The sequence below is a fragment of the Pseudomonas sp. GW821-FHT07G06 genome (genome assembly GCF_058986625.1).
Genome location: NZ_JBYSVW010000001.1, coordinates 112,603 through 134,568, shown reverse-complemented (window position 1 = coordinate 134,568; position 21,966 = coordinate 112,603). Strand labels below are relative to the sequence as shown.

16 protein-coding genes are annotated in these 21,966 nt (G+C 62.3%); 6 read left to right on the top strand and 10 right to left on the bottom strand.

Annotation, left to right across the window (positions count from 1 at the left end; genetic code table 11):
* Nucleotides 1-288: 288 nt before the first annotated feature.
* Nucleotides 289-636: a DUF6124 family protein gene (locus AC3WJW_RS00560; protein WP_493724778.1), complete on the bottom strand. Its 348-nt coding sequence runs from the start codon at nt 634-636 to the stop codon at nt 289-291.
* An 802-nt stretch (nt 637-1,438) separates the two neighbouring features.
* On the opposite strand from AC3WJW_RS00560, the gene AC3WJW_RS00555 reads away from it, so the two are divergent.
* From AC3WJW_RS00555 to AC3WJW_RS00545, 3 genes are all read left to right on the top strand, one after another.
* The gene (locus tag AC3WJW_RS00555) at nt 1,439-1,975 is read left to right on the top strand and encodes a glyoxalase superfamily protein (RefSeq protein ID WP_493724777.1); all 537 of its coding nucleotides are present in this window, start codon (nt 1,439-1,441) and stop codon (nt 1,973-1,975) included.
* Between the two features lie 66 nt (nt 1,976-2,041).
* A complete protein-coding gene (locus tag AC3WJW_RS00550; protein ID WP_493724776.1) occupies nt 2,042-2,548 on the top strand; it encodes a PaaI family thioesterase in 507 nt (168 codons plus the stop codon).
* 88 nt (nt 2,549-2,636) lie between these two features.
* Entirely contained in the window at nt 2,637-2,915 is a 279-nt protein-coding gene (locus AC3WJW_RS00545) for a hypothetical protein (RefSeq protein WP_493724775.1), read from the top strand.
* A gap of 41 nt (nt 2,916-2,956) precedes the next feature.
* Here AC3WJW_RS00545 and AC3WJW_RS00540 read toward each other — a convergent pair whose 3' ends face one another.
* The 6 genes from AC3WJW_RS00540 to pvdM all read right to left on the bottom strand — a co-directional run bounded on the left by AC3WJW_RS00540 (nt 2,957) and on the right by pvdM (nt 12,790).
* Nucleotides 2,957-4,570, bottom strand: coding sequence for a diguanylate cyclase (locus AC3WJW_RS00540; protein WP_493724774.1), 1,614 nt, complete (start codon nt 4,568-4,570; stop codon nt 2,957-2,959).
* Between the two features lie 231 nt (nt 4,571-4,801).
* Complete coding sequence (locus AC3WJW_RS00535; RefSeq protein ID WP_493724773.1) at nt 4,802-7,216, bottom strand: TonB-dependent siderophore receptor; 2,415 nt, start codon at nt 7,214-7,216, stop codon at nt 4,802-4,804.
* A gap of 127 nt (nt 7,217-7,343) precedes the next feature.
* A complete protein-coding gene (locus tag AC3WJW_RS00530; RefSeq protein WP_493724772.1) occupies nt 7,344-8,993 on the bottom strand; it encodes a cyclic peptide export ABC transporter in 1,650 nt (549 codons plus the stop codon).
* A gap of 221 nt (nt 8,994-9,214) precedes the next feature.
* Nucleotides 9,215-10,099: a dihydropyoverdine dehydrogenase gene (gene pvdO / locus AC3WJW_RS00525; RefSeq protein ID WP_493724771.1), complete on the bottom strand. Its 885-nt coding sequence runs from the start codon at nt 10,097-10,099 to the stop codon at nt 9,215-9,217.
* 29 nt (nt 10,100-10,128) lie between these two features.
* Nucleotides 10,129-11,409, bottom strand: a complete 1,281-nt coding sequence (gene pvdN / locus AC3WJW_RS00520; protein ID WP_493724770.1) for a pyoverdine-tailoring periplasmic protein PvdN — start codon at nt 11,407-11,409, stop codon at nt 10,129-10,131.
* A 31-nt stretch (nt 11,410-11,440) separates the two neighbouring features.
* Nucleotides 11,441-12,790, bottom strand: coding sequence for a pyoverdine-tailoring dipeptidase-like protein PvdM (pvdM, locus tag AC3WJW_RS00515; RefSeq protein WP_493724769.1), 1,350 nt, complete (start codon nt 12,788-12,790; stop codon nt 11,441-11,443).
* Between the two features lie 242 nt (nt 12,791-13,032).
* Between pvdM and pvdP the strand changes: the two genes are divergently transcribed.
* Entirely contained in the window at nt 13,033-14,652 is a 1,620-nt protein-coding gene (gene pvdP / locus AC3WJW_RS00510; RefSeq protein WP_493724768.1) for a pyoverdine maturation tyrosinase PvdP, read from the top strand.
* A gap of 132 nt (nt 14,653-14,784) precedes the next feature.
* Here the strand turns inward: pvdP and AC3WJW_RS00505 are convergent, their stop codons facing one another.
* Genes AC3WJW_RS00505 through AC3WJW_RS00495 form a run of 3 tightly spaced genes read right to left on the bottom strand, consistent with a single transcriptional unit; the run spans nt 14,785 to nt 19,333 of the window.
* Nucleotides 14,785-16,179, bottom strand: a complete 1,395-nt coding sequence (locus AC3WJW_RS00505) for an efflux transporter outer membrane subunit (protein WP_493724767.1) — start codon at nt 16,177-16,179, stop codon at nt 14,785-14,787.
* Nucleotides 16,180-16,186: 7 nt separating this feature from the next.
* The gene (locus tag AC3WJW_RS00500; protein ID WP_493724766.1) at nt 16,187-18,160 is read right to left on the bottom strand and encodes a MacB family efflux pump subunit; all 1,974 of its coding nucleotides are present in this window, start codon (nt 18,158-18,160) and stop codon (nt 16,187-16,189) included.
* On the bottom strand, nt 18,161-19,333 hold the full coding sequence (locus AC3WJW_RS00495; protein ID WP_493724765.1) for an efflux RND transporter periplasmic adaptor subunit: 1,173 nt from the start codon (nt 19,331-19,333) through the stop codon (nt 18,161-18,163).
* A gap of 364 nt (nt 19,334-19,697) precedes the next feature.
* On the opposite strand from AC3WJW_RS00495, the gene AC3WJW_RS00490 reads away from it, so the two are divergent.
* Complete coding sequence (locus AC3WJW_RS00490; RefSeq protein WP_493724764.1) at nt 19,698-20,168, top strand: sigma-70 family RNA polymerase sigma factor; 471 nt, start codon at nt 19,698-19,700, stop codon at nt 20,166-20,168.
* Between the two features lie 160 nt (nt 20,169-20,328).
* Complete coding sequence (locus AC3WJW_RS00485; RefSeq protein ID WP_493724763.1) at nt 20,329-21,666, top strand: lysine N(6)-hydroxylase/L-ornithine N(5)-oxygenase family protein; 1,338 nt, start codon at nt 20,329-20,331, stop codon at nt 21,664-21,666.
* The last annotated feature ends 300 nt before the right edge of the window (nt 21,667-21,966 follow it).

The window sequence follows — 21,966 nt, the reverse complement described above, 5'->3', positions numbered from 1 at the left end:
ATGATCCACCAGATCGTTGGCCATGACATTGGCCGACGCCAGCGACTCACGCGCATGGGCGAAATGGTCCAGGAAGTGCCGGGGATGCTGGTGCAACTGGCGACGCAGATCAGCGAAAGCCTGGTCTGATTTGTGGGAATTGCCCTGAGGTCGATCAGTTAAGCACAACCCCTGTGGGAGCGAGCTTGCTCGCGATAGCGGTCGTACATTCAACCTCTATGTGTCTGACCCAACGCCATCGCGAGCAAGCTCGCTCCCACAGGTCTATCGGTGATCTGGATATTGTGGTCAGGGCGGATCCAGCCGATCCAGCGCCCGATTCACCGCCAGTTCCCCCAGCATGATCACCTGTGCAATCCCCAACAGCGCATGGCGACTTGTCCCCTGCAAATGATCCACCAGATCGTTGGCCATGACATTGGCCGACGCCAGCGACTCACAGGCGTGCACCAGCAGGGTTTCTGTACTGAGTTCGGGGTTGACGATGAACATCGTGCTGGGTGTGCGCGGGGTGGCCATGATGTTGGGGCCTGGACCGAAGGCGCATTCGGCATTTTCGTGGGATTGTTTTGATTCGGGACTTTCGTGTGGGGAGGCCGGGTCGGAGTCCGGCGGATTGGGTGTGGGCTTGAACATGGATGGTAAACCTCTCAGTTGAGCCGCAACCTGTCTCGCTACTAAACGGAAGGGTGGCGGCTGTGCGCAAGTTAGTAGACCGGATTACCACCCAAATCCGGCGCACCCGAAGGCGCCATGCACACAGCCACCATCAAATGCAGGCGGACACCTGATTGAAGGACGCTTATGCAACCGATTTTGGATGGTAAGACGGGCTACTAAACCCGATCACTGACAATCAGTGACCCGAACCAAGTTACCGACCACCCCCAAGGCGCACAAGCCGGCGGATTCTGGCGTACCTGTAGGCAACGACGCAAGGCGTTGTGGCTTTCACGAAGTAACCTGTAGTCCGCTTAAACAGGCGCTATCGAGTGGTTCTTAACCTGCTGGTGTGCCTTGTCAAAGAGCGTTGAAACCTTCGGAGTCGTTGCCCCCCAAAAACAAGGTCATCACGTAATCCCGGGAAACACGGATAACGCAATACCTGCAGGAGCTGGCTTGTCGGGTCGCCGCATCGCTGCGATGGTCGTTGACGATGACGCGTGAGAACTGGATAAACGCGGCGCACTTGAGAACATCGCCAGCAAGCTGGCTCCTACAGGAATAGACCGCAGGCCTCGGGGGGCGAGCAGCAGCGGGGCACACCTTTCGCAGACCCCGGCGGCTATGTATTATCGACATCGGCCCGATGCTGCCCGCCGCTCGCTCCCGCTGGGAAAGGTGAAAGCATCTCCTCTTCATACAAACCCTGTCGCCTCTCTTGACGGTCGAGGTTTGGCAATGCGAGCACCAAAGCATCTCGGCTACAGGAGCAGTCATGTTTTCAATCGAGCAAGCCAAGCAGATGGCCAAACAGTTGCGCGCCTCGCTGGAGGAGCGCAATCAGGCGGTGAGCCATTCCACCGCGCTGGAACTGGTCGCGCAGCAACTGGGCTACAAGGACTGGAACACTGCGTCGGCGCTGCTGGCCCAGGCCAATACCCCGCCGGCGCCGGGCATTACCTTCGATAAACCCGTCCCCATTTTGCGCAGTTTCGACGAAGCCAAGGCCCGGGAGTTCTATCTGGATTTCCTGGGTTTCAGCGTCGAGTTCGAGCATCGCTTCGAGGCTGATCTGCCGCTGTACCTGGGCATCAGCCGCGACGGTTTGCAACTGCACCTTTCCGAACATCACGGCGATGCCAGCCCGGGCTCGACGGTGTTCGTGCCGATGCAAAACATCGAACTGCTCAGGGATGAACTGCTGGGCAAGCGCTACGGCTACGGACGCCCGGATATTGTTCAGCAGGGCTGGGGCAAGGAGTTGCAGGTCTACGACCCGTTCGGCAATCGGATTCGCTTCTGCCAATATTGATCAGGCGGTGCGGACCGGGGTGACCCGGTCCGCTTTGAACCACCTGCCACTAAGGATGAATACGCCATGACCATGCAGGACACTTCGCTTCAAGACATCGCCGCGCCTGAAGGCGTTTGTTATGGCTGCGGCAGCCAGAACCCGCACGGGCTGCACATCAAGAGCTTCTGGCATGAAGACGGGGTGCATGTCATGGCCGAGCATATGCCCGATGACAAGTATTGTGGCTGGCCGGGTCTGGTTTACGGCGGTTTGATCGCGATGCTGGTCGATTGCCACTCCAACTGGGCCGCGATGGCTTATCACTACCGCGCCGAACAGCGCGAAGTGGGCAGTTTGCCCCACGTCACCTGCGTCACCGGTAACCTGGGCATCAAGTACATCAAGCCTACCCCGATGGGCGTACGCCTGACATTGCGGGCAAGAGTCGAGGGTGATGTCGGGCGCAAAAGCCGCGTCATCTGTGAGGTTTTCGCCGGGGATGTCCTGACCGCTGTCGGGGACTCCACGTTTGTCCGCGTCGATACCGAGCAACTCCGGACCGCCGCGCACGACAACAAGGTCGGTTCCTGACCCCGGCAACTCGCCGTTCGTCAGCGAGCCAGCACCTTTCCCTATGTCGGGTCTTCCAAGGTTTATACCTCACCGGGAGACCCAAATAATGAACAGGAAAATGCTCGCACTCATGGCTGCGGGTCTGCTGTCGACGGGCTGGTTTTTTGCGCTGGTCGCCGAGAACGCGACGGCGGGTTCCGCTGTCCCGCCTGCTGCCGTGCCTGGCATCAACCAGCCTCAAGGCGCTGAAGCCAAAGACGAGAAGGCCGACAAGAAGGGCGAGGAGGCTGCGGGTTCAAACTCCGGCGCCGATTCGCAAGCGGCGCAAAAGGATGCCGCGACCTCAAGTGGTTCGACGGACGAAGAAAAAGAACCCACGCAGTGACGGCCTGAATCGACCGGTTTGTCCCGGCCATTACGCGAAGTCTACGCCATCACCCGGTTGCGCCCGCTCTGCTTGGCCAGATAGAGACGTTCATCGGCCAGTTTCAGTACGCTTTCGGGCATCGGGGTGTCCGTACTCCGGCAAGCCACGCCGATGGACATCGTCAGCCTTCCAACCTGCGGCACCTCGGTCTGCGCGATGTGCTCGCGTATCCGTTCGGCAATGACCCTGGCGGTATCCAGCGGCGTATCCGGAAGGATCAGCGCGAACTCTTCACCACCGGCGCGGCAGGCGAGGTCGCCGGTCCGGGAGTTCTGCTTGAGTATGCCGGCGACCTCTTTCAGGGCCACGTCACCGGCGTCATGCCCGAAGGTGTCGTTGACCTTTTTGAAGTGATCGATATCCAGCGCCAGCACCGAATAGGCTTGCCCGGTTTTTGCCAGCAGATCCAGTACGCCGCCCATGGCCCTTCGATTGGCCAGGCCGGTCAGGGGATCGCTTTGCGCTTCGTGGCTGAGCTGGCCAAGCTTTTGCTGGAGCAGCTGCACACCGGTCAGCATGGCCTGGCGAATGGCCGATGCGTCGCGGTACCAGGCATGGACTTGCCGCAGTTGCTCGGTCGTTTGCGGGGCGGCCAACTGGTCGGCGGCTGCCGATAACTGGCGCAACGGACGGGCGATCAGGGTGGTCCCGAGCAAAATCAACCCCAGACCCAACAGCCCGGCCGGGATCATGTCCAGGACCATGTCGCGCATGAGTTGTCCCAGCGGTGCCAGGCTGAGGTCCCGGGGTTGTTGCGCGACAACCGCCCAGTTGGCGTCCGGCACCTGGGCAAAACCGGCGAGCATGGGCACACCTTTGTAGTTCGGGCCTTCCAGGGAGCCACGTTCGCCGCGCAAGGCCGCATCGACCGTCAGGCTCCAGCCCAGGACTTCACCGATGCGCTGTTGGTCCGGGTGATACAGCAGCCGCCGATTACCGTCGGCGATGAACGCAAAGGTCCCTTCGTGATGGAAGTGACGGCTGATGACCGTATGAAAGGTGCTTTGCTTGAGCAGGTAGACCGAGCCGCCGACGACACCGAGGAACGCCCCTGACGGGTTGAAAACCGGTTGTGAAATGAACACCACCAGGTTGCCCGCCGCCGAAACGTAAGCGGCGCTGACCGCTGGACGACGTTCCTTGAGCGCCTGCTGAATGCCCTCCGACGTCAACGTGGCGCCGACAATCTGCGAGGTATCCGGATAGGCCTGCAGGACTTTGCCTGCCGCATCCACAATGGCAATGGAATTGAAGTCGGCATCCTGGGCTTGCAGGCGGATGGCTTCTTTGCGCAGCACTTCTGGATCGTTCCAGTGCTGGCCAAGTGTGTTGGCGCTGTAGTTCAGGCGACTGTGCGCCGAGTTCAGGAACTCACCGATGCTGGAAGCGACTTTTGCGGCGTAGGCTGCGTTGGCCTCAAGCGTCGTATGGATCAGGGACTGACGCTGCACCCGGTAAGCGACGTAGAGGCTGTTGCACAACGTCGCGAGGACCGACAGCAGGACGAAGAAAAGAATCAGTCCGCGCAGGTCGATGGGCAGGGGCCTGGACAGCTTCGCGCGGCTACCTTGCTCGTCGATGGCGCTGTTGGGGTCATCAGCTGACGTGGCCATTTTCGATCCATGAATGGTGTGTTGTGAGGGGGGCAAAGACTGCCTTGCAGGATAGGCAGAGAGCGCCGAGTTGTCACATGCACGCCACAGAAAACAGAATCGGGAAAGGCTTTGGCCGCTGCAACTTCTGTGGGAGCGAGCTTGCTCGCGATAGCGCAATGTCAGTCAACGATGATGTTGACTGTGCAATCGTCATCGCGAGCAAGCTCGCTCCCACAGGTTCGCCGGCAATCAGTACTGCGCGCGCAGGCTCAGGGTCACGGTGCGCGGGTCACCGTAGAAGTTGGTGCCCCAGGACGCATCAACGCGGTCGTAGTACTTGCGGTCGAACAGGTTGTTGGCGGTCAGTGTCGACGACAGGTTTTCGTTGAACTTGTAGCCGACCTGCGCCGTGGTGATGGCATAGCCGCCTTGCTGGAACTTCACGTCACGCTGGTAGTAGGTGTCGCTGACCGCACGCACGCCACCGCCGACGCTGAAGTCCTTGAGCGGACCGTCGGTGAACTCGTACTTGGTCCACAGATTGAAGTTGTGCCTGGGCGTGATGGTGCTGAAGGTATTGCCTTTGTTGGCCGCGTCGCCGTCCAGGAACTTGGTGGAGGTGTAGGCGTAACCGGTAACGATGCTCCAGTTTTCGGTCAGGTTGCCGCTCAGCTCGGTTTCCCAACCCTCGCTGCGTGCCTTGCCTTCGGTCATGTAGGCACCGGAGTTGTTGTCGTATTCGGCACGGTTTTCATCGTAGATGCGAAAGGCCGCGATGCTGGCGTTCAGGCGACCGTCGTAGAACTCGCGCTTGAGGCCGATCTCGTATTGCTTGCCTTCGCGCGGGCCGACCGGCTCGCCGTCCGCGCCGATTTCGCTCTGCGGTTTGAACACGCCGGTGTAGCTGAAGTAGGTCGACAGTTCCGGGGTGATCTTGCCGATGAGGGCGCCGTACGGCACGACCTTGCGGTTGATGCTGGTGTGGGCTTCGCCGAAGTTGTTGAAGAAGGCGTTGGCGTTCTTCGCGTCGGCTTCGTACCAGGTCACACGGCTGCCGCCGATGACGTCGAGCCAGTCGGTGACGTTGAACTTGGCACGGGTATAGACCCCGTACTGGTCGGACTTGGACCAGTTGCCGTTAACGTGCGCATAGTCGTTGCGGGGAATGTCGATGCTGCCCGGATCCCACACATTGATCGGGAAGTACTCGCCGCCGTAGGTGAAGTCCTTGTCCAGGTGCTGGTACTCGGCACCCAGGGTGAACTCGTGGCGGCGATCGGCGAACTCGAACGGCGTGGTGACGAAGCTGTCGACACCGATGGTCTTGATGTGGGTGTAGTAGTCGTAGGCCACGGCCCAGCTGTCACCGGTGGCCGGGTCGACCGCGCCGTCGGCCCAGGTGAAGTTACGCTCCGGGGTTTCGGCGTCGCGGTAGGTCAGGGTGGTCTTGAACTGACCGCCGTTGTCCAGTTCGTGATCAACTTCGGCAAAGGATTCCCAGACCTTCTCGTTCAGGGTGTTCCACTTGGCGTCGACGAAGGTCGAGCGCGGAACGTCCAGCAACGAGCCATCGGCGTAGGCCGGCAAGCCGAACGCCGGGGTGGAGTTGTTCTTCTGGTAAGCGCCACCGACCGACAGGGTGGTGGCCGGGTCGAGGTCGAATTCCAGGCGCCCGTAGACCATCGGGCGTTCGTTCTGCGCGTAGTCGACGAAGGACTGGTTGTTCTCGTAGGCGGTGATGAAGCGGCCGCGCACGGTGCCCTGGTCGTTCAACGGGCCGGTGACATCGACCATGGAACGGTAGTGATCGTAGGAGCCGGCGGCCAGCTCGCCACCGAGGGCGAATTTGCCCAGGGCGCGCTTGCGCACCACGTTGATCGTACCGCCGGGCTCACCCGCGCCCTGGTACAGGCCCGACGGGCCGCGCAGCACTTCGATGCGGTCGTACATCGCCAGGTCGAAACTGGTGGCCATGTCGCCCTGGCCGGTGGGTTGCGAGACGCCGTCGACCTGCACCTGGTCGACGAGGAAGCCGCGCATGTAGACGTCGTTGAGGCTGGAGCCGGAGTTATAGGTCTTGATGGTCACGCCGGTGACCTGGCGCATGGCGTCCTGCAGGCTGTTCATGTTCTGGTCGTCCATGCGCTGGCGCGTGACGACGGATACCGACTGCGGGATGTCCTTGACCTTGATGTTGCCTTTGCCGATGGTCACTTCATCGCTGGTGTAGGAGTGCGTGCCTTCGGTGGTCGGACCCAACGCCACGCCGGTGATGGACGTTGCACCCAGCTGCAATGCACTGGAGTCACCGACCGCCGGCACCAGCGACACGGTGTTGCCATTCAACTGAAAATTGATGCCGCTCCCCAGCAGCAAGGTTTTCAGTGCCTGTTCCGGTTCCATGTTGCCGGACACCGCCGTGGACTTGATGCCGTTGACCATGTCCTGGCTGTAGAGAATCTGCAGGTTGGTCTGCTGGCCCAGTTGGCGCAATGCACTGGCCAGCGACTGGGCCGGCACATTGACGTTCACCGGGGCTGCCTCGACCTGGGAAGTGCCCAGCAGCAACAGGGTCAACAGCGCGCCCGGCACGACCGTTCGCAATTTCTTTTGCCGATCGATGGCTAATGCCAAGGGTGCGCGGGACAGAGTAAGGCTTTGCATTGCTCGAATCGCTCCAGAAGGGTGTGTGCAGTTTTTTAGTTAATGATAATTATTATTAGACGGACCACTTTGCCTAAACCGGAAAACAAACTTCAAAAAAACAACAACCTGCGTGCAACCACCGCTGTCAGGCGGTCGCGCGCTCGGTGACGACCCGGCCCGACTCCATGCGCACCAATTGATCGGCCATATCGAAATAGCGGTCGTCGTGGGAGATGACGATGATGGTCTTGCCCAGGCGTTTGAGGTCCGGCAGCAGCTCGGTGTAGAAGATGCGGCGGAAGGTCGGGTCCTGGTCGGCGGCCCATTCGTCGAACACCAGCACCGGGCGTTCTTCCAGCCAGGCATTGACCAGCGCCAGGCGCTTGCGCTGGCCGGTGGACAGGTCGGTGGTGGTGAAACTGCCGTCCCTGACACTGACCTTGTGCGCAATTTCCAGGCGTTGCAGGTAGGCATTGGCATCTTCGGGGATGTGCTGGTCACCCTGTACCACGTCATCGAACAGGTAGTAGTCGGCAAAGATCGTGGTGAACAACTGGCGGTAGTCGTCTCGATTGTGTGCGTTGATGCCTTGGCCGTTGAGCAGGATTTCGCCGTGTTGCGGGGCGTAGAGGCCCAGCAGCAACTTGATCAGCGTGGTCTTGCCGCAGCCGTTTTCGCCGACGATGAAAATGATGTCGCCTTGCGCGATGCTCAGGTTCACCGGGCCCAGGCGAAACGCGTCGCTGCCCGGTGCGGCGGGGAAGGCGTAGCTGACGTTGTTCAGTTGCAGGCTGTTGACCACAGCCGGTGGGGTGCCTTGGTCGTTGAGCAGCAGGTGCGGTTCCGGCGAGGAAAACCGGCTCGACAGTTCGGCGATGCGGCGGAAGGCGATGCGCGCCCGGCTCACGATCGGCAAGGTGCTGACCAGGTGCTCGATCGGGCCTTTCATGTACAGCAGCACCAGCACGAATCCACTCATCACCGCTTGGTCGGCGCTGGGCCAGAAGGATTGCAGGGCCAGCGCCAGGCCGATGACCACGAAGAACAGCATCGAGCCGAGGGTCTTGGCGATCACGAAGGTGTTGATCGAACGTACCTGGGTGTCGCAGATGAAATCGGCGGTGCCCTGGATGCCCTTGACGAACATGCGCTGGCGGCGCGGACGGTGGATGCGCAATTCCTTGGCACCGCCGGCAATGGCGTTGTAGTGCTTCTGCAATTCGTCTTCGGCGTCGCGGGCGGCCATGAAGCCCTGGATACCCTTGCCCTGCGCGTAGAACTGGATACCGGTGCCGATGGCAATCGCCAGCACCATCATCAGGAACATCGGCCACGACAACATCGCCAGGTAACCCATGCAGCCGAGGGTCACGGTCAGGGAAATAGCGAGCGGCGCGAAGGCGAAGGCGAAGTCGCTGATGGTGTCGACGTCGTGGGTCAGCACCGGGATCAGCCGGTGGCTGCGGTAGCGCTCGATCTGCTCGATGGGCGCCGAGAGCACTTTTTCCCCCAGCTCTTTGCGCAGTTTGGCAATGATGTGCTGGCCGACGTAGTTGGTGCCGATGTCCGAACAGATCGAACTGCCCAGGGCCAGCAGGCACAGGCCACCGAACAGCGCGACCACGCCCTGGGTCAGGCCGTCCGGCGAATGCAGCGCGTTGTTGATGGTGGCCAGCAGCACCGTGACGCTCAGGCCGCCGACCATGCCCAGGAGGATCGACAGACTGACGACGAGCCGGAACGGTTTCAGGAGGCTGAACAATTCATGAATTGCACCGCGCGTTGGCTGGGTCATGAGCAGAGGGTTCCTTGGGTCTTGAGGCAGATACCCAGTAGAACGTCTGATGGAGGGCTTAATTTAAAGGGGGGAGACAGGTGGCGGGACCCGGTTCGCTGACTGGGTACAAAACCTGTGGGAGCGAGCCTGCTCGCGAAAGCGGTTTGTCAGTCACATAGATGTTGGATGTGCTGCCGCCTTCGCGAGCAGGCTCGCTCCCACAAGGATTTGGGAAGGAGTCAGAGGTTGGGCGTCAGGTCGCGCACGACACGAAATCCGATCCAGTCGCCACGGGTCTGCGGGTCGATGTCGTTGCGGTTGCCCGAACGGGAAAACACCGGCGCTTCGCCCCAGTCGTTGCCACGGATGCGCAGGGTGTCGCAGTTGGGCTCGGTCCAGGCGCTGCCGTCGGTGGGCGCGCCGACGTAGTCCGGGTGGTAGCAGTCGGCGATCCACTCGTAGACGTTGCCGTGCATGTCATATAGGCCAAAGGCATTCGCTGGGTAGCTGCCGACCGGTGAGCTGTAGCTGTAGCCGTCGGTCGGGCCGTAGGTGTTGGCGTGGGTGGCGATGCTGTACTCGGTGCCGGGGTCGAACGGGAAGGGGAACGCGCCCGTCGATCCGCCACGGGCCGCGTACTCGCGCTGGGCTTCGCTGACGATGTGGTAGTGCTGGCCGGTTTTCATCGACAGCCAGGCGACGTAGGCGCTGACCTCGGCGAAGTTCATGCACACCGCCGGCTGGCGCGGGCCCTGGGGGTAACTCGGCTTGCCGTTGGTGCACGCGCGGCCGGGGCGGGTGTCGCCATCGGGCAGGGTGATGCCGGTTTCCTTCATGTACTGGTTCCATTCGCCGGCGGTGATCTGGTAACGGCTCATGGCGAAGGGTTTGTTGAACGTCACCTCATGCATCGGGCCTTCATCAGGCTCGCGGCCGACTTCGTCGTCCGGGGTGCCCATGGTGAAGGTGCCGGCGGGCAGCACCACCATTTCCGGGCAGTCACGACAATCCTTGAACACTTTGCCCGGTAATGGCGCCATATAGGCCTGGGCCAAGCCCGGCACGGTACTGCCGAGCAATCCCAGCAGGATCAGGGCGCCCAGGTTTTTGAGGGGGCTTTTCATAGAGGTTCTCGCTACTTGAAATCGGTGGGTCAGAGCCGGCTGGCCAGCAGTTCCATCAACCTGTCGATGTGCGCTTCGGTATTGAGCAACCCCGGCGACACTCGAATGATCGGCCCGACATCACGGTCTACGGCATCGCACACCACGCGCTGATCCATCAGGTAATTGGCGACTTCTTCGCAGTCGCGGTTCTTGATGCGGAAGAAGGTGAAACCGGCGGAATATTCCGGTGACAGTGGCGTGACCAGCTCCACCGACGGGTGCTGCTGCAAGCGTTTTTTCAGGTAGCTGTTGATGTCGTGGATGCGTGCCGCGACCTCGGCCTTGCCCAGGTCCAGGTGCAACTTGAAGGCTTCGGTCAATGCCCAGCGGTGTTCGAACGAGTGGTAGCCGCCGTAGGTCATCACCGTGGAAAACTGCGTGGCTTCGGAGAAGGTCGGGATGGTCGGGGTCACGTCCTTGAGCTCGTCGGAACGGGCGCAGATGATCCCGGTGCCCCGTGGGCCGAACATCCATTTGTGGGTGCCGGCGATGAAGAAATCACAGTGCATGTCCGGGAAGTCGACGTTCTCCACGCCGAAGCCGTGGACGCCATCGATCACGTACAGGATGCGGTCCTTGTCCTCACGGCCACGGTTTTTTTCTTCCACCAGTTTGCCGATCTCGCCGATGGGCAGCTTCACGCCGCTGCCGGAGTGCACCCAGGTCATACCCAGTACGCGGGTCTCGGGGCGAATGTTGCGTTCAATTGCGGCCAGCACTTCGGCGGTCGAGACCTTGTACGGGTCCTCGAACAATTTGATCTTGCGAACCTGGGTGCCGTCCTTCTGGGTGCGGTATTCGAACACGCTGTTGGCGGCATAGTGCTCGTGTTCGCTGGTGAGGATTTCCTGGTCCGGGCGCACGTGGATACCGGCGTAGATCATCGCCAGGCCTTCGGTGGTGCTGCCGGTCAGGGCGATCTGCGACGGTTTGGCTTTCAAATAGCGCCCGGCCCAGACGCGCACCTCTTCTTCGCGGTGTTCGGTTTCACCGCGATGCCAGTCCATGGCCAGGCCGGGGTTGCGATCGAGGTTGGCGCGGTGCATCTCGATGGCTTCACGCACCGGACGCGGGTGCGAAGTCACCAAAAAATTGGCGAAATGCAGGTAGTTCGGGTCTTGCGTGAACAGTTGGCGTAACTGCTCCCATTTGTCCTTGGGCAAGGGCGCCGGGGCGGCGGCCAGTGCCGGCAGGTTCACGGCCGAGGCCAGGGGAATGCCGGCCGCCAGAATGCCGGCCTGCTTGAGGAATGAACGACGGTTGGTCATGGGTTCGGTTCGCTATGGCAAAAAGGAAAAATCAGTTCTGGACCACGGGCCGGGAGGACTTTTGCACCTGGTCCCAGACCCGCAGGAAATTGCCGCCCCAGAGCTTGGCGATGTCGGCCTCGCTGTAGCCGCGGCTGATCAGTTCGGCGGTCACGTTGCGGGCTTCGCTGACGTCTTTCCAGCCGTCGAGGCCGCCGCCATCGTTGAAGTCGGAACTGATGCCGACGTGGTCGATGCCGATTTTTTTCACGGCGTAATCGATCGCATCGCCGTAATCCTTGAGGCTGGCCTTGGGTTCTTCGTCGAGGATCGAATAGAGCTGGCTGGCGTATTCGCCGAAACGCTGCTCGGGCCAGACGGTGATCACCGGGTCACCCGGCATCAGCGCCATCTCCAGGCCTTGCAGCGGTTGCAGGTCGAAGCGCGCGCGCAGGGCGTTGAGCTTGTCCTGGGTGGCCTGGCTCAGCGGGCGGATGTAGGTCGGGAAACCGACAATCTGCACCACGCCGCCGCTGTTCTTGATCAACTGCATTTCCGCATCGCTGAGGTTGCGCGGGATGTCCACCAGGGCCCGCGGCGCCGAGTGCGAGGCGACCATCGGCGTGCGGCTCAGGTGCGCGACCTGCTCCAGGGCCTTGGTCGACATCTGCGACACATCGATGATCACGCCCAGGTCGTTGAGGCGATGCACCGCTTGCTTGCCGATGTCCGACAGCCCGCCCAGCGCATCCCGCGAATCATTGAAAAACGGCAGTGGCCGCGACGAGTCGGCCCAGGCGTTATTGCCCACGTAGCTGAAGCCGAACATGCGCATGCCGCGCGCCGCCCACTTGTCCAGGGCGTTGAGGTCATTACCCAGCGGGTAGGCGTTGAGCATGCTGATGAAGATCGCGAACTTGCCTTCGCCGTGCAGGCGACGGAAGTCGTCGGGGGTGTAGGCGATGGCGACTTGATTGGGGAAGTCACGCACCATCGCGCTGATGATCCTGTAGCGGGTTTCCTGCTCGTGTCGCGCCTCGTCGACGAATCCGGCGGTCGGGCGATGGGGCGCGTTGGGGCCGTTCCAGATTTCCGGCCAGCCGAAAATCGTCAGCGCCGCCCCGGACAGGCGCCCGCGTCCGGTCTTGACCAGGTCGAACTGGCCTTCGCCGTCCTTGTCGACTTCGTTGCCGGCGGTGCCGAAGTCCATCGGTACGGTGATGTGGCTGTCGAACGAGAGGATACGCTCCTGCAGTTGATCGGCCTGTTTCATCACCTTCACCGGGTAGCCGGGATTGTCCCTGAACCAGTAGTCCCAAGCCCCGAAGCCTGCCCCCGCGCTGATCGCCAGGGCCAGCGGCAAGCCGATGAAAAGAGCCTTTTTCGAACGTGGTTTTGTCATTGCCGTCTCAGTCAGGTTCGCCGTCGGGGATCAGGCGCGGGGGCCTTTGCTATCTGGGGGGAACGAGTGGCTGGGCTGAGAATTTAGTTGTTTGTGCCGGCCTCTTCGCGAGCAGGCTCGCTCCCACATGGGAATGCGGTTACCTGTGGGAGCGAGCCTGCTCGCGAAGCTTTTAAATTTGTCAGGGCAACAAACGTTCTAGCTTGGATAAAGCCTGCTCCATGGCTGACACAGGTAGGGCAATGACGATTTCTCGACGATGGTTCCTCGCGGGTCTGGCGCTGACCGGTGCCGCCGTGCCTGCGGTCTACTACGGGCATCGCGAACTGACCAAACCGGACCCGACGATCACCCCGGGCGAAGCCTCGTTTGACGTGGCGGACGTGGCCGGCCAGCGGTTGGCGGACGCCTTGCGCGGGGTCTGGCAGATTCGGTTCGAAGGTCGTGACGCCGGTATCGAAGGCTTGCCGCTGGAAGGGCTGGAGGTCTTTCTCGACATCGGTCACAAAGGTCGTGGCGTGCTCGGTTACCTCGACACCGCCGAGCGTTTGCGCTCCGCCGAGGAGCCCCGTTACCGGGTGCTCGGCGATCTGTCCGGGGCCAACCCGAAGCAGCTCGGGTGGCGACTGCTGGGCGCCAGCGGCTGTTGCGAGTACGAATTCGACATGACCCTGGATGAGGTCTGGGCCGGTTTCGGTAACGCCGGCAGCGGCAGTCTCAGCGGGCGCGTGCTGGACCTCAAGCGTCCGCTGATGCTGACGGCCCAGGACAATCGCTTCATTGCCGTCAAGCGGGTATTCCCTGAAGCGCGCGAACGCACCGGCCTCAATCCGGCCCTGCTGGCCTGGCTGGTATCGCCGGAGCACCGTTTGTTCCACCAGCTCTGGCATGCCTCCCGGGACAAGTGGCACAAGCTGTCCGAAGACCAGCGCGGCGCCCTGCGCGGGCTCGGCTGGCAACCCGGTCCGCGAGACAGGGAGCGCGATGGCCGAGGTGTACGCAAGGATCGCAACGGTTCGGGCGTGGACTTTTTCTTCATGCACCGGCACATGCTTGGCACGGCGCGTTCGATGCAGGACTTGCCGTCCTGGACGCACTTCCCGTTGCCGCAACCGGAACTGGCGCGGGACCGGCCCGGCTTCGCCCGATACTTCGACAACCACGACGGTACCGCGTTGCCGCCGACCTGGCTGGCCGAGGACGATGACGAGTACATGCAATGGGTCAGTGACATCAAGACCGGCGAGACGTATCACAGCAATTTCCAGGTCTGGGAATCGCGCTACCGTGATCCGCGTTACCTGTCGACGCTGACCCTCGGCCAGTTCGGCTCGGAGGTCGAGCTGGGCCTGCACGACTGGCTGCACATGCGTTGGGCTTCGGTGCCGCGCGATCCGTCCAACGGTCAGCCGGTGCCGTTCGCCCGGGATCCGGCGGACTTTTCCGCGCGCTGGTTCGCCGCGGAAAACGACTTCCTTGGCGACCCGTTTTCCTCCCATGTGAACCCGGTGTTCTGGCATTTCCACGGCTGGATCGACGATCGTCTGGAGGACTGGTTCAGCGCCCATGAGCGCTTCCACCCGGGGCAGGTCAGTCGGCTGCAGGTCAATGGCGTGCCCTGGTTTGCGCCGGGGCGCTGGGTCGAAATCAATGACCCGTGGCTCGGCCCGGTCACCCATGGCTGCAGCACCACGCCGGGGTTGCAGGCGGGCAAGTCAGTGGAAATGGACCCGGAAACCATGAAACTGGCGTTGCGCATCACCTTTGGCGAGGATGAAAAGAAGCTGAAGGATTTGTTCCGCAAGGTGCCACAGCGGCCGTGGTATGCGCGCAATCTGAAGGCTAAACAGAGCCAGGCTTGATACCGCGTTATCGTTCTTCGCGAGCAGGCTCGCTCCCACACTTGATCTTGGTCGTACACAGATTTTGTGTTCACTGGCGATCCACTGTGGGAGCGAGCCTGCTCGCGAAGGCGTACTCACTGACGACAAAAATTACAGAGCCTGCCACCCCCCACCCAACGCCTTGTACAACGCAATGCTCGCCTGCATCCGCGACAAGCGCAGTTGTACATTCAAATCCTGCGCCGCATACAGCGTGCGTTGGGTTTCCAGGACCGTCAGCAAATCCTCGGCCCCGGCCTGGTAACGGCTTTGCGCGATGTTGAACGCGGTCTGTGCCTGGCTCAGTTCTTCACTCTGCCACCCGCGCTGTTCATCCAGCCCGCGAATGCTGTTGAGGGCTTTTTCGACGTCGGCGAAGCCATTGATGATCGCGCCGCGATAGGTTTCCAGCAGTTCTTGCTGGCGCGCCGTGGCCTTGTCGCGCTGGGCGCCGAGGCGGCCGTTGTTGAACACCGGCGCAAGCAGCCCGGCGGTGAGGTTGTAGAAGGGACTGCGCAGGATATCGTCGGCCCGGTCGGCACCGGAGCCGATTTCGGCGGTGAGGGTCACGGTGGGCAGCATCGCGGCCCGGGCGACGGTGACGTCGGCCTGGGCGGCAGCCAGTTGCGCCTCGGCCCGGGCAATGTCCGGACGGCGGCTGAGCAACTGGCTGGGTACTCCGGCGTCGATGGCCGGCCAGGTCAGTTGATCGAAGCGTTCCTGCCCCAGCGACAGTGCCTGCACCGGGCGGCCGAGCAGGGCGGCGAGACTGATTCGCGCCTCTTCGGCCTGTTGCCGCACCAGCGGCAGCTGGCGTTGCTGCGCCGCCACCAGGCTTTTTTGCTGCGCCAGTTCCAGGGCCGTGGCCGAGCCCGAATCGAAGCGGGTCTGTACCAGTTTCAGCACGCGTTGCGCGTTGGCCAGGTTCAACTCGGCGATGCGGCTCTGCTCCTGCAACGACAAGGCTTGCGCGTAACTGTTGGCCACGCCGCTGAGCAAGGTCAATTCCACGGTGGCCTGATCGAACTTGCTGGCGTTCAGACTGAATTGCGCACTGTCGCGGCTGGCGCGCTGGCCGCCCCAGAAATCGATTTCGTAGCTGGCCACCAGGTTCGCATTGAAGTAGTCGACGGCGTCGTTATCGCTGTCGGCATCGAGCTGACTGTAGCCGTTGCCCCGCATCAGCTTCTGGCGATTGGCATTGGCCGCGGCCTTGACCTCCGGCAGTTGCGAGCCGCCGGCGATGACCGTGTCGGCCTGGGCCTGGCGCACTCTGGCGATGGCGGCCGCCAAATCGTGACTGCCGAGCCGCGCCTGCTCGATCAGGCGACCCAGCTGCGGACTGCCGAAGCGGTTCCACCATTGCCGGTTGTCATGGACCGCGCCTGCGGTATGTGGCGATTGCCAGGCGGCCGGCGGCTGGATGCCGCTGTCGGGGCGCTGGGCCGGGGTGCCGCAGGCACTGAGCAACAGGCACAGGGTTAACACACTGAGTGGCGGCTTCATCAATCGATCATTCACTGGTAAGGGCCGTGACCGGGTCGAGTCGGGCAGCTTTGCGGGCCGGCATAAAGCCGAAAACAACACCGGTGACCAAGGCGCAGCCGAAGGCGCCCAGCACCGCTATCAGGGAGAACGCGACAGCCACTTCGCTGAAAATCAGCACGCCACCGACGATCAGCGCCAGGGCGATCCCGGTGAGGCCGCCCACCACCGAGAGCATCACCGCTTCGGTGAGGAACTGGCGCAGGATGTCGCGCTGGCGTGCACCGGTGGCCATGCGGATGCCGATCTCGCGGGTACGTTCGCGCACGGTCATGAGCATGATGTTCATCACGCCGATCCCGCCCACCAGCAGCGAAATGGCGGCGATCGAACCGAGCATCAGCGACAGGGTGTTTTGCGTGCGTGCCTCGGCCTGGATCATTGCGGCGTTGTTAGTCAGTTCGAAGTCGTGCTTGCCGTCGTGCAGGCGCAGCATCAATTGCTCGATGGCTTTTTCGGTGTCCTTGACCTTGCGCGCGTCGGCGGCGGCGATGGCGATGTACTCGGGATTGTGCGTGCCGAACAGCCGCACACTGGCGGCGGAGTAGGGGATGGCAATGCGGTCGTCGCTGTCGGAGTCGCCGGAGCTGGCGCCTTTTTCCGCGAGCACGCCGACCACCTGGAAGGGCACGTTTTCGATCAGGATGTACTGGCCGATCGGGTTGGCCACGTCCTTGAGCAACTTGGTCCGCACCTTGTGCCCGATCACCGCGACCGCCGCGGCGTTCTGTTCATCGGCGTGGGTGAAGTAGCTGCCTTCGACCACCGGCCAGTTGAAGATCGCCGGGAAGTTGGTGTCGTTGCCACCGACATAGCTCATGTGGTCAAGGTTGCCGAAGCGCACCCCGGCCTCCTGGCCGTTGACCGGCATGATCCGCGTGACCTGGGGCAGGCTGGCAATCGCTGCGACCTCGTCGAGGGTGATGATGCCCATCGGCGTACGCGGATTGGGCGCCGAGCCGCTGAGGTAAATGATGTTGGAACCGAACGCGCCCATCTGCGCCATCACCTGGCGCTTGCTGCCTTCACCCACGGCCAGCATGACCACCACCGAGGCGACGCCGATGATGATCCCGAGCAGGGTCAGCGCGGTGCGGAACTTGTTGATCCACATCACTCGCCACGCCGCGTGCACGGCATCGACCAATTCGCCTTTCCAGGCGCCGGTGGCTTCAGCGCCCTCACTGAGACGCTTGCGCAGGTCGACGGCTTGTAGCGCACCGGGGTTGGCCGAGTTTTGCGCGGTAGGGTTTTCACCGGCGCTGTCACTGATGATCAGGCCGTCGCGGATCTCGATGATGCGTTTGGCCCGGGCCGCCACTTCGCGGTCGTGGGTGATGAGGATCACCACGTGGCCCTGGCTCGCCAGTTCGTCGAGCAGGCTCATGACCTCGGCACCGCTGTGGCTGTCGAGGGCACCGGTGGGTTCGTCGGCGAGGATGATGTGGCCGCCGTTCATCAGCGCGCGGGCGATCGACACCCGTTGCTGCTGGCCGCCGGAGAGCTGATGGGGGCGGTTGCCGGTGCGCGAAGCCAGGCCGAGGCGGTCGAGCAGGGCGGCGGCGCGGGCGTGGCGTTCGGCGGCCGGTAAGCCTGCATAGATCGCCGGCATCTCGACGTTTTCCTGGGCCGAGCCGGATGGAATCAGGTGGTAGCCCTGGAACACGAAACCGAAGGCTTCGCGCCGCAGCCAGGCCAGTTCGTCGCTGTCGAGGGCGGCGACGTTTTCCCCGGCGAAACGGTATTCGCCCGAGGTCGGACGGTCGAGGCAGCCGAGGATGTTCATCAGCGTCGACTTGCCGGAACCGGAGGCGCCGACAATCGCCACGAACTCCCCGGCATGGATCGACAGGTCGATGCCGCGCAAGACGTGAACTTCAGGCGCGTCGCCGCCGCCGTAGGCTTTGCGGATGTCCGAAAGGTCGATCAGGGGCGTCTGCATTCAGCCGCCACTCCCGTCGACCGGGCCGATCAACAGGTGATCGCCTTCTTGCAGGCCGTTGAGGATCTGCACCCGCAGGCGGTCACTGATGCCGGTGCGCACGTTGCGCTGTTCGATGCTGCCGTTTTTGGCGACCACTTGTGCGGTCTGCAGGTCTGGCTGCGTGCCGGCTTGCAGGGCGGCGATGGGCGCGGTGAGGACGTTCTGCGCCTGGTTGGCGACGAAGAACACCTGGGTGGTCATTTCCGCCATCAGCGCGTTGTCGGCATTGTCGACGTCCAGCAGCACGGTGTACAGCACCACGCGGGCACTCCCGCTTTTGCTGGTGCTGGCGGGGCTGCCGCCGCCCTGGCTGGTCTGGTCCAGGGGCTTGGGCGGCACGGGGAGGATTTGCCGTACGGTGCTGGTCCAGCGCCGGGTGCCGCCGCTCAGGGTGGTGAACCAGGCGTGCATGCCGGGTTTGACGTGGCCGATGTCGGCCTCCGAGACCTCGGCCCACACGGTCATCGGCGACAGCCTGGCGATGCGCAGGATCAGCGGTGTCTGCTGTTGGGCGTTGAGGGTCTGGCCCTCGCGGGCATCCAGCGCCACCACTGTGCCGGCCATCGGTGCATAAATCCGCGTGTAGCCCAACTCGGCCTGATCGCTGCGCAGACTGGCTTCGGCCTGGCGGATCTGCGCCTGGAACATGTCGATGCGCGCCTGGGTCACGCGCAGTTCGGCGTGGGCGGTCTGCACGTCTTCTTCACGGGTGGCGCCGCCGGCGGCGAGGTTCTGCTGGCGCTGGTATTTCTGCCGGGCCAGTTCGTGTTGCGCCCGCTGTTCCTGCAGCTGCGCCTTGAGGTTTTCGATGGAGAAGCGTCCGGCATCGAGTTTGGCCTGTTGCGTGGACGGGGCGATTTCCACCAGCAACTGGCCTTCCTTGACCCGGTCGCCGACTTCCACGTGGATCTTGTGGATTTGCCCGGAGGCCTGGGCGCCGACGTCGACATAGCGCCGCGGTTGCAGGGTGCCCAGGGCGGTGACGCTGCTTTCAATGTCGGCGCGGCTGACCTGGACGGTGGTGAACTGGTCGCGGCCCGGCGGGATGAACTGCCAGGCGGCGACGGCCACCACGGGGATCAGACAAAGTGCTGCAAGCAGGGCGCGTCGGGTCTGTCGGGGGCGTTTCATGCAGGGTTCCGGCCTTGGGAAATCGGCCCGTCCGGGCAGAGACGGGGAGCTGTCCTTAGGACGATGAAAGCCCCCGGGAATTTAGCCCCAGACACACGACGTAACACCTGTATGAGCTGCCGCAGGCTGCGATCTTTTGATCTTCGAGGTGGCTGATCACGCTGAAGATCAAAGGATCGCAGCCTGCGGCAGCTCCTACAGTGGAGGTGACTATTTAGCGCGCAAGGTGAAGCAGTACTTTAAATCTATATGAGAATTACTATAAATTACACTTCTCAAACTGCCACTATCGTGCCACTGCGTGTTCCAGCGGTCGCCGAAACGGCTCAAGGACAGTAACCGCACCCCCGTGCGGACAGGAGTCATGTTGGAAAACTACTATCGCGAGCTGGTGTGTTTCCTGAACGCCAGGCTGGGCAACCGTCAGGTGGCCGAAGATGTGGTGCATGACGCTTACCTGCGGGTCCTGGAGCGTTCCAGCGATACACCGATCGAGCAGCCCCGGGCATTCCTTTATCGCACCGCCCTCAACCTGGTCGTCGATGACCATCGGCGCAACGCCTTGCGTCGCACCGAGCCGCTGGACGTACTCGACAGCGAAGAAAGCTGCTTCATACCTTCACCGCACAAGGTCCTCGATCACGGCCAGCGCCTGGACATGCTCCAGCGCGCCCTGGCGGAACTGCCACGGCTGTGCCGCGAGAGTTTTCTGCTGCGCAAGATCGATGGCCTGTCCCATCTGGAAATCGCCGGGCAACTGGGCATTTCTCGTGCGCTGGTGGAAAAGCACATCGTCAATGCCATGAAGCATTGCCGTGCGCGGATGCGTCAGTGAGAAGGTCACTGATCCTCCGGGATTCATCAAGCCCCGTTAAATTTAGTTCCATTGTCCTCGTTCCTACTCAACAGACGACCTGTTGTCCTGCCCAAGGCCGGTCAGGTCACTTAGGTTCAATGCCCCCGCTTTTGCGGGGAACATCCAGAGGACACTGGAAATGACACAGGCAATTGCATCGCCCCTCGTTCACGACCTGATCGGCGTCGGTTTCGGCCCGTCGAACCTGGCACTGGCCATCGCGCTGCAAGAGCGCGGGGCGAGCCAGGGCAACCTGGATGTGCTGTTTCTCGACAAGCAGGCCGACTACCGCTGGCACGGCAACACCCTGGTGACCCAGAGCGAATTGCAGATTTCCTTCCTCAAGGACCTGGTGACCCTGCGCAACCCGACCAGCCCTTACTCGTTCGTCAATTATCTCAAGGCCCACGGGCGCCTGGTGGACTTCATCAACCTGGGCACCTTCTATCCGTGCCGCATGGAATACAACGACTACCTGCGCTGGGTTGCCGGGCAGTTCACGGCGCAAAGCAGCTACGGCGAAGAAGTGCTGACCATCGAGCCGGTGCTGCACAACCATCAGGTCGAGGCATTGCGGGTGATTTCCCGCGATGCGAGCGGGCACCAACAGGTACGCACCACCCGTTCGGTGGTGGTCAGCGCCGGTGGTACGCCGCGTATTCCCGAAGTGTTCAAGGCGCTCAAGGATGACGGCCGGGTGTTCCACCATTCCCAGTACCTGGCGCAGATGGCCAAACAGCCGTGCGTGAACAACCAACCGATGAGCATTGCGATCATCGGTGGCGGGCAGAGCGCCGCCGAGGCCTTCATCGATTTGAACGACAGCTTCCCGTCGGTGCAGGTGGACATGATCCTGCGCGGCTCGGCACTCAAGCCGGCCGACGACAGCCCCTTCGTCAACGAAGTGTTCTCGCCGGAGTTCACCGACCTGGTGTTCCAGCAGCCTGACAGCGAGCGCGAGCGCCTGGTCAACGAGTACCACAACACCAACTATTCAGTGGTGGACATCGATCTGATCGAGCGCATCTACGGCATCTTCTACCGGCAGAAGGTCTCGGGCATCGCCCGCCATGCGTTCCATACCCTGACCACGATCGAAAGGGCCACCGCCAACGAGCACGGCGTCGAACTGGTGCTGCGCAACAACGCCACCGGTGAAGTCACGGTGCGTCACTACGACGCCGTGGTCCTGGCCACCGGTTACGAGCGGCAGATGCACCGCAAACTGCTGGCACCGCTGGAAGCGTACCTGGGTGACTTCGAAGTCGATCGCAATTACAAACTGATCACCGACGAGCGCTGCAAGGCCGGCCTCTACATGCAGGGCTTCTGCCAGGCCAGCCACGGGTTGAGCGACACCCTGCTGTCGATCCTGCCGATCCGTGCCGATGAGATTGCCGGGTCGCTGTATGAGCATGGCAAGCATCGCGGGCATGGGCGGTCGGTGGTGGATCTGTTGTTGGCCACGGCCAGCTGACTGTTGAAAAGATCGCAGCCTTCGGCAGCTCCTACAGGCCTACGCCATGCCCCTGTAGGAGCTGCCGCAGGCTGCGATCTTTTGCTTTTCCTGAACCCTTCCTGAAGAACCCCACGTTTCCCCCAGCAAGACTTTGTAACGGGTTTACTCTCCAAACATCGGGGCGTAAGCTTCGCGCGTTTTCATCCATTACGGAGACCCACAGTGGGTACTTGTTCGAGTGACAGTTGTCGGCCGGTCTCGGTAACCGGCATTTTCTCGGCAAGATAACGCGCAGTCTCCTGTGCCGTTGTCTCGCCG

Bases quoted from the DNA above. Each gene is read 5' to 3' on its own strand.
- AC3WJW_RS00560 (WP_493724778.1), bottom strand. From the start codon at position 636: ATGTTCAAGCCCACACCCAATCCGCCGGACTCCGACCCGGCCTCCCCA.
- AC3WJW_RS00555 (WP_493724777.1), top strand. From the start codon at position 1,439: ATGTTTTCAATCGAGCAAGCCAAGCAGATGGCCAAACAGTTGCGCGCC.
- AC3WJW_RS00550 (WP_493724776.1), top strand. From the start codon at position 2,042: ATGACCATGCAGGACACTTCGCTTCAAGACATCGCCGCGCCTGAAGGC.
- AC3WJW_RS00545 (WP_493724775.1), top strand. From the start codon at position 2,637: ATGAACAGGAAAATGCTCGCACTCATGGCTGCGGGTCTGCTGTCGACG.
- AC3WJW_RS00540 (WP_493724774.1), bottom strand. From the start codon at position 4,570: ATGGCCACGTCAGCTGATGACCCCAACAGCGCCATCGACGAGCAAGGT.
- AC3WJW_RS00535 (WP_493724773.1), bottom strand. From the start codon at position 7,216: ATGCAAAGCCTTACTCTGTCCCGCGCACCCTTGGCATTAGCCATCGAT.
- AC3WJW_RS00530 (WP_493724772.1), bottom strand. From the start codon at position 8,993: ATGACCCAGCCAACGCGCGGTGCAATTCATGAATTGTTCAGCCTCCTG.
- pvdO (WP_493724771.1), bottom strand. From the start codon at position 10,099: ATGAAAAGCCCCCTCAAAAACCTGGGCGCCCTGATCCTGCTGGGATTG.
- pvdN (WP_493724770.1), bottom strand. From the start codon at position 11,409: ATGACCAACCGTCGTTCATTCCTCAAGCAGGCCGGCATTCTGGCGGCC.
- pvdM (WP_493724769.1), bottom strand. From the start codon at position 12,790: ATGACAAAACCACGTTCGAAAAAGGCTCTTTTCATCGGCTTGCCGCTG.
- pvdP (WP_493724768.1), top strand. From the start codon at position 13,033: ATGACGATTTCTCGACGATGGTTCCTCGCGGGTCTGGCGCTGACCGGT.
- AC3WJW_RS00505 (WP_493724767.1), bottom strand. From the start codon at position 16,179: ATGAAGCCGCCACTCAGTGTGTTAACCCTGTGCCTGTTGCTCAGTGCC.
- AC3WJW_RS00500 (WP_493724766.1), bottom strand. From the start codon at position 18,160: ATGCAGACGCCCCTGATCGACCTTTCGGACATCCGCAAAGCCTACGGC.
- AC3WJW_RS00495 (WP_493724765.1), bottom strand. From the start codon at position 19,333: ATGAAACGCCCCCGACAGACCCGACGCGCCCTGCTTGCAGCACTTTGT.
- AC3WJW_RS00490 (WP_493724764.1), top strand. From the start codon at position 19,698: ATGTTGGAAAACTACTATCGCGAGCTGGTGTGTTTCCTGAACGCCAGG.
- AC3WJW_RS00485 (WP_493724763.1), top strand. From the start codon at position 20,329: ATGACACAGGCAATTGCATCGCCCCTCGTTCACGACCTGATCGGCGTC.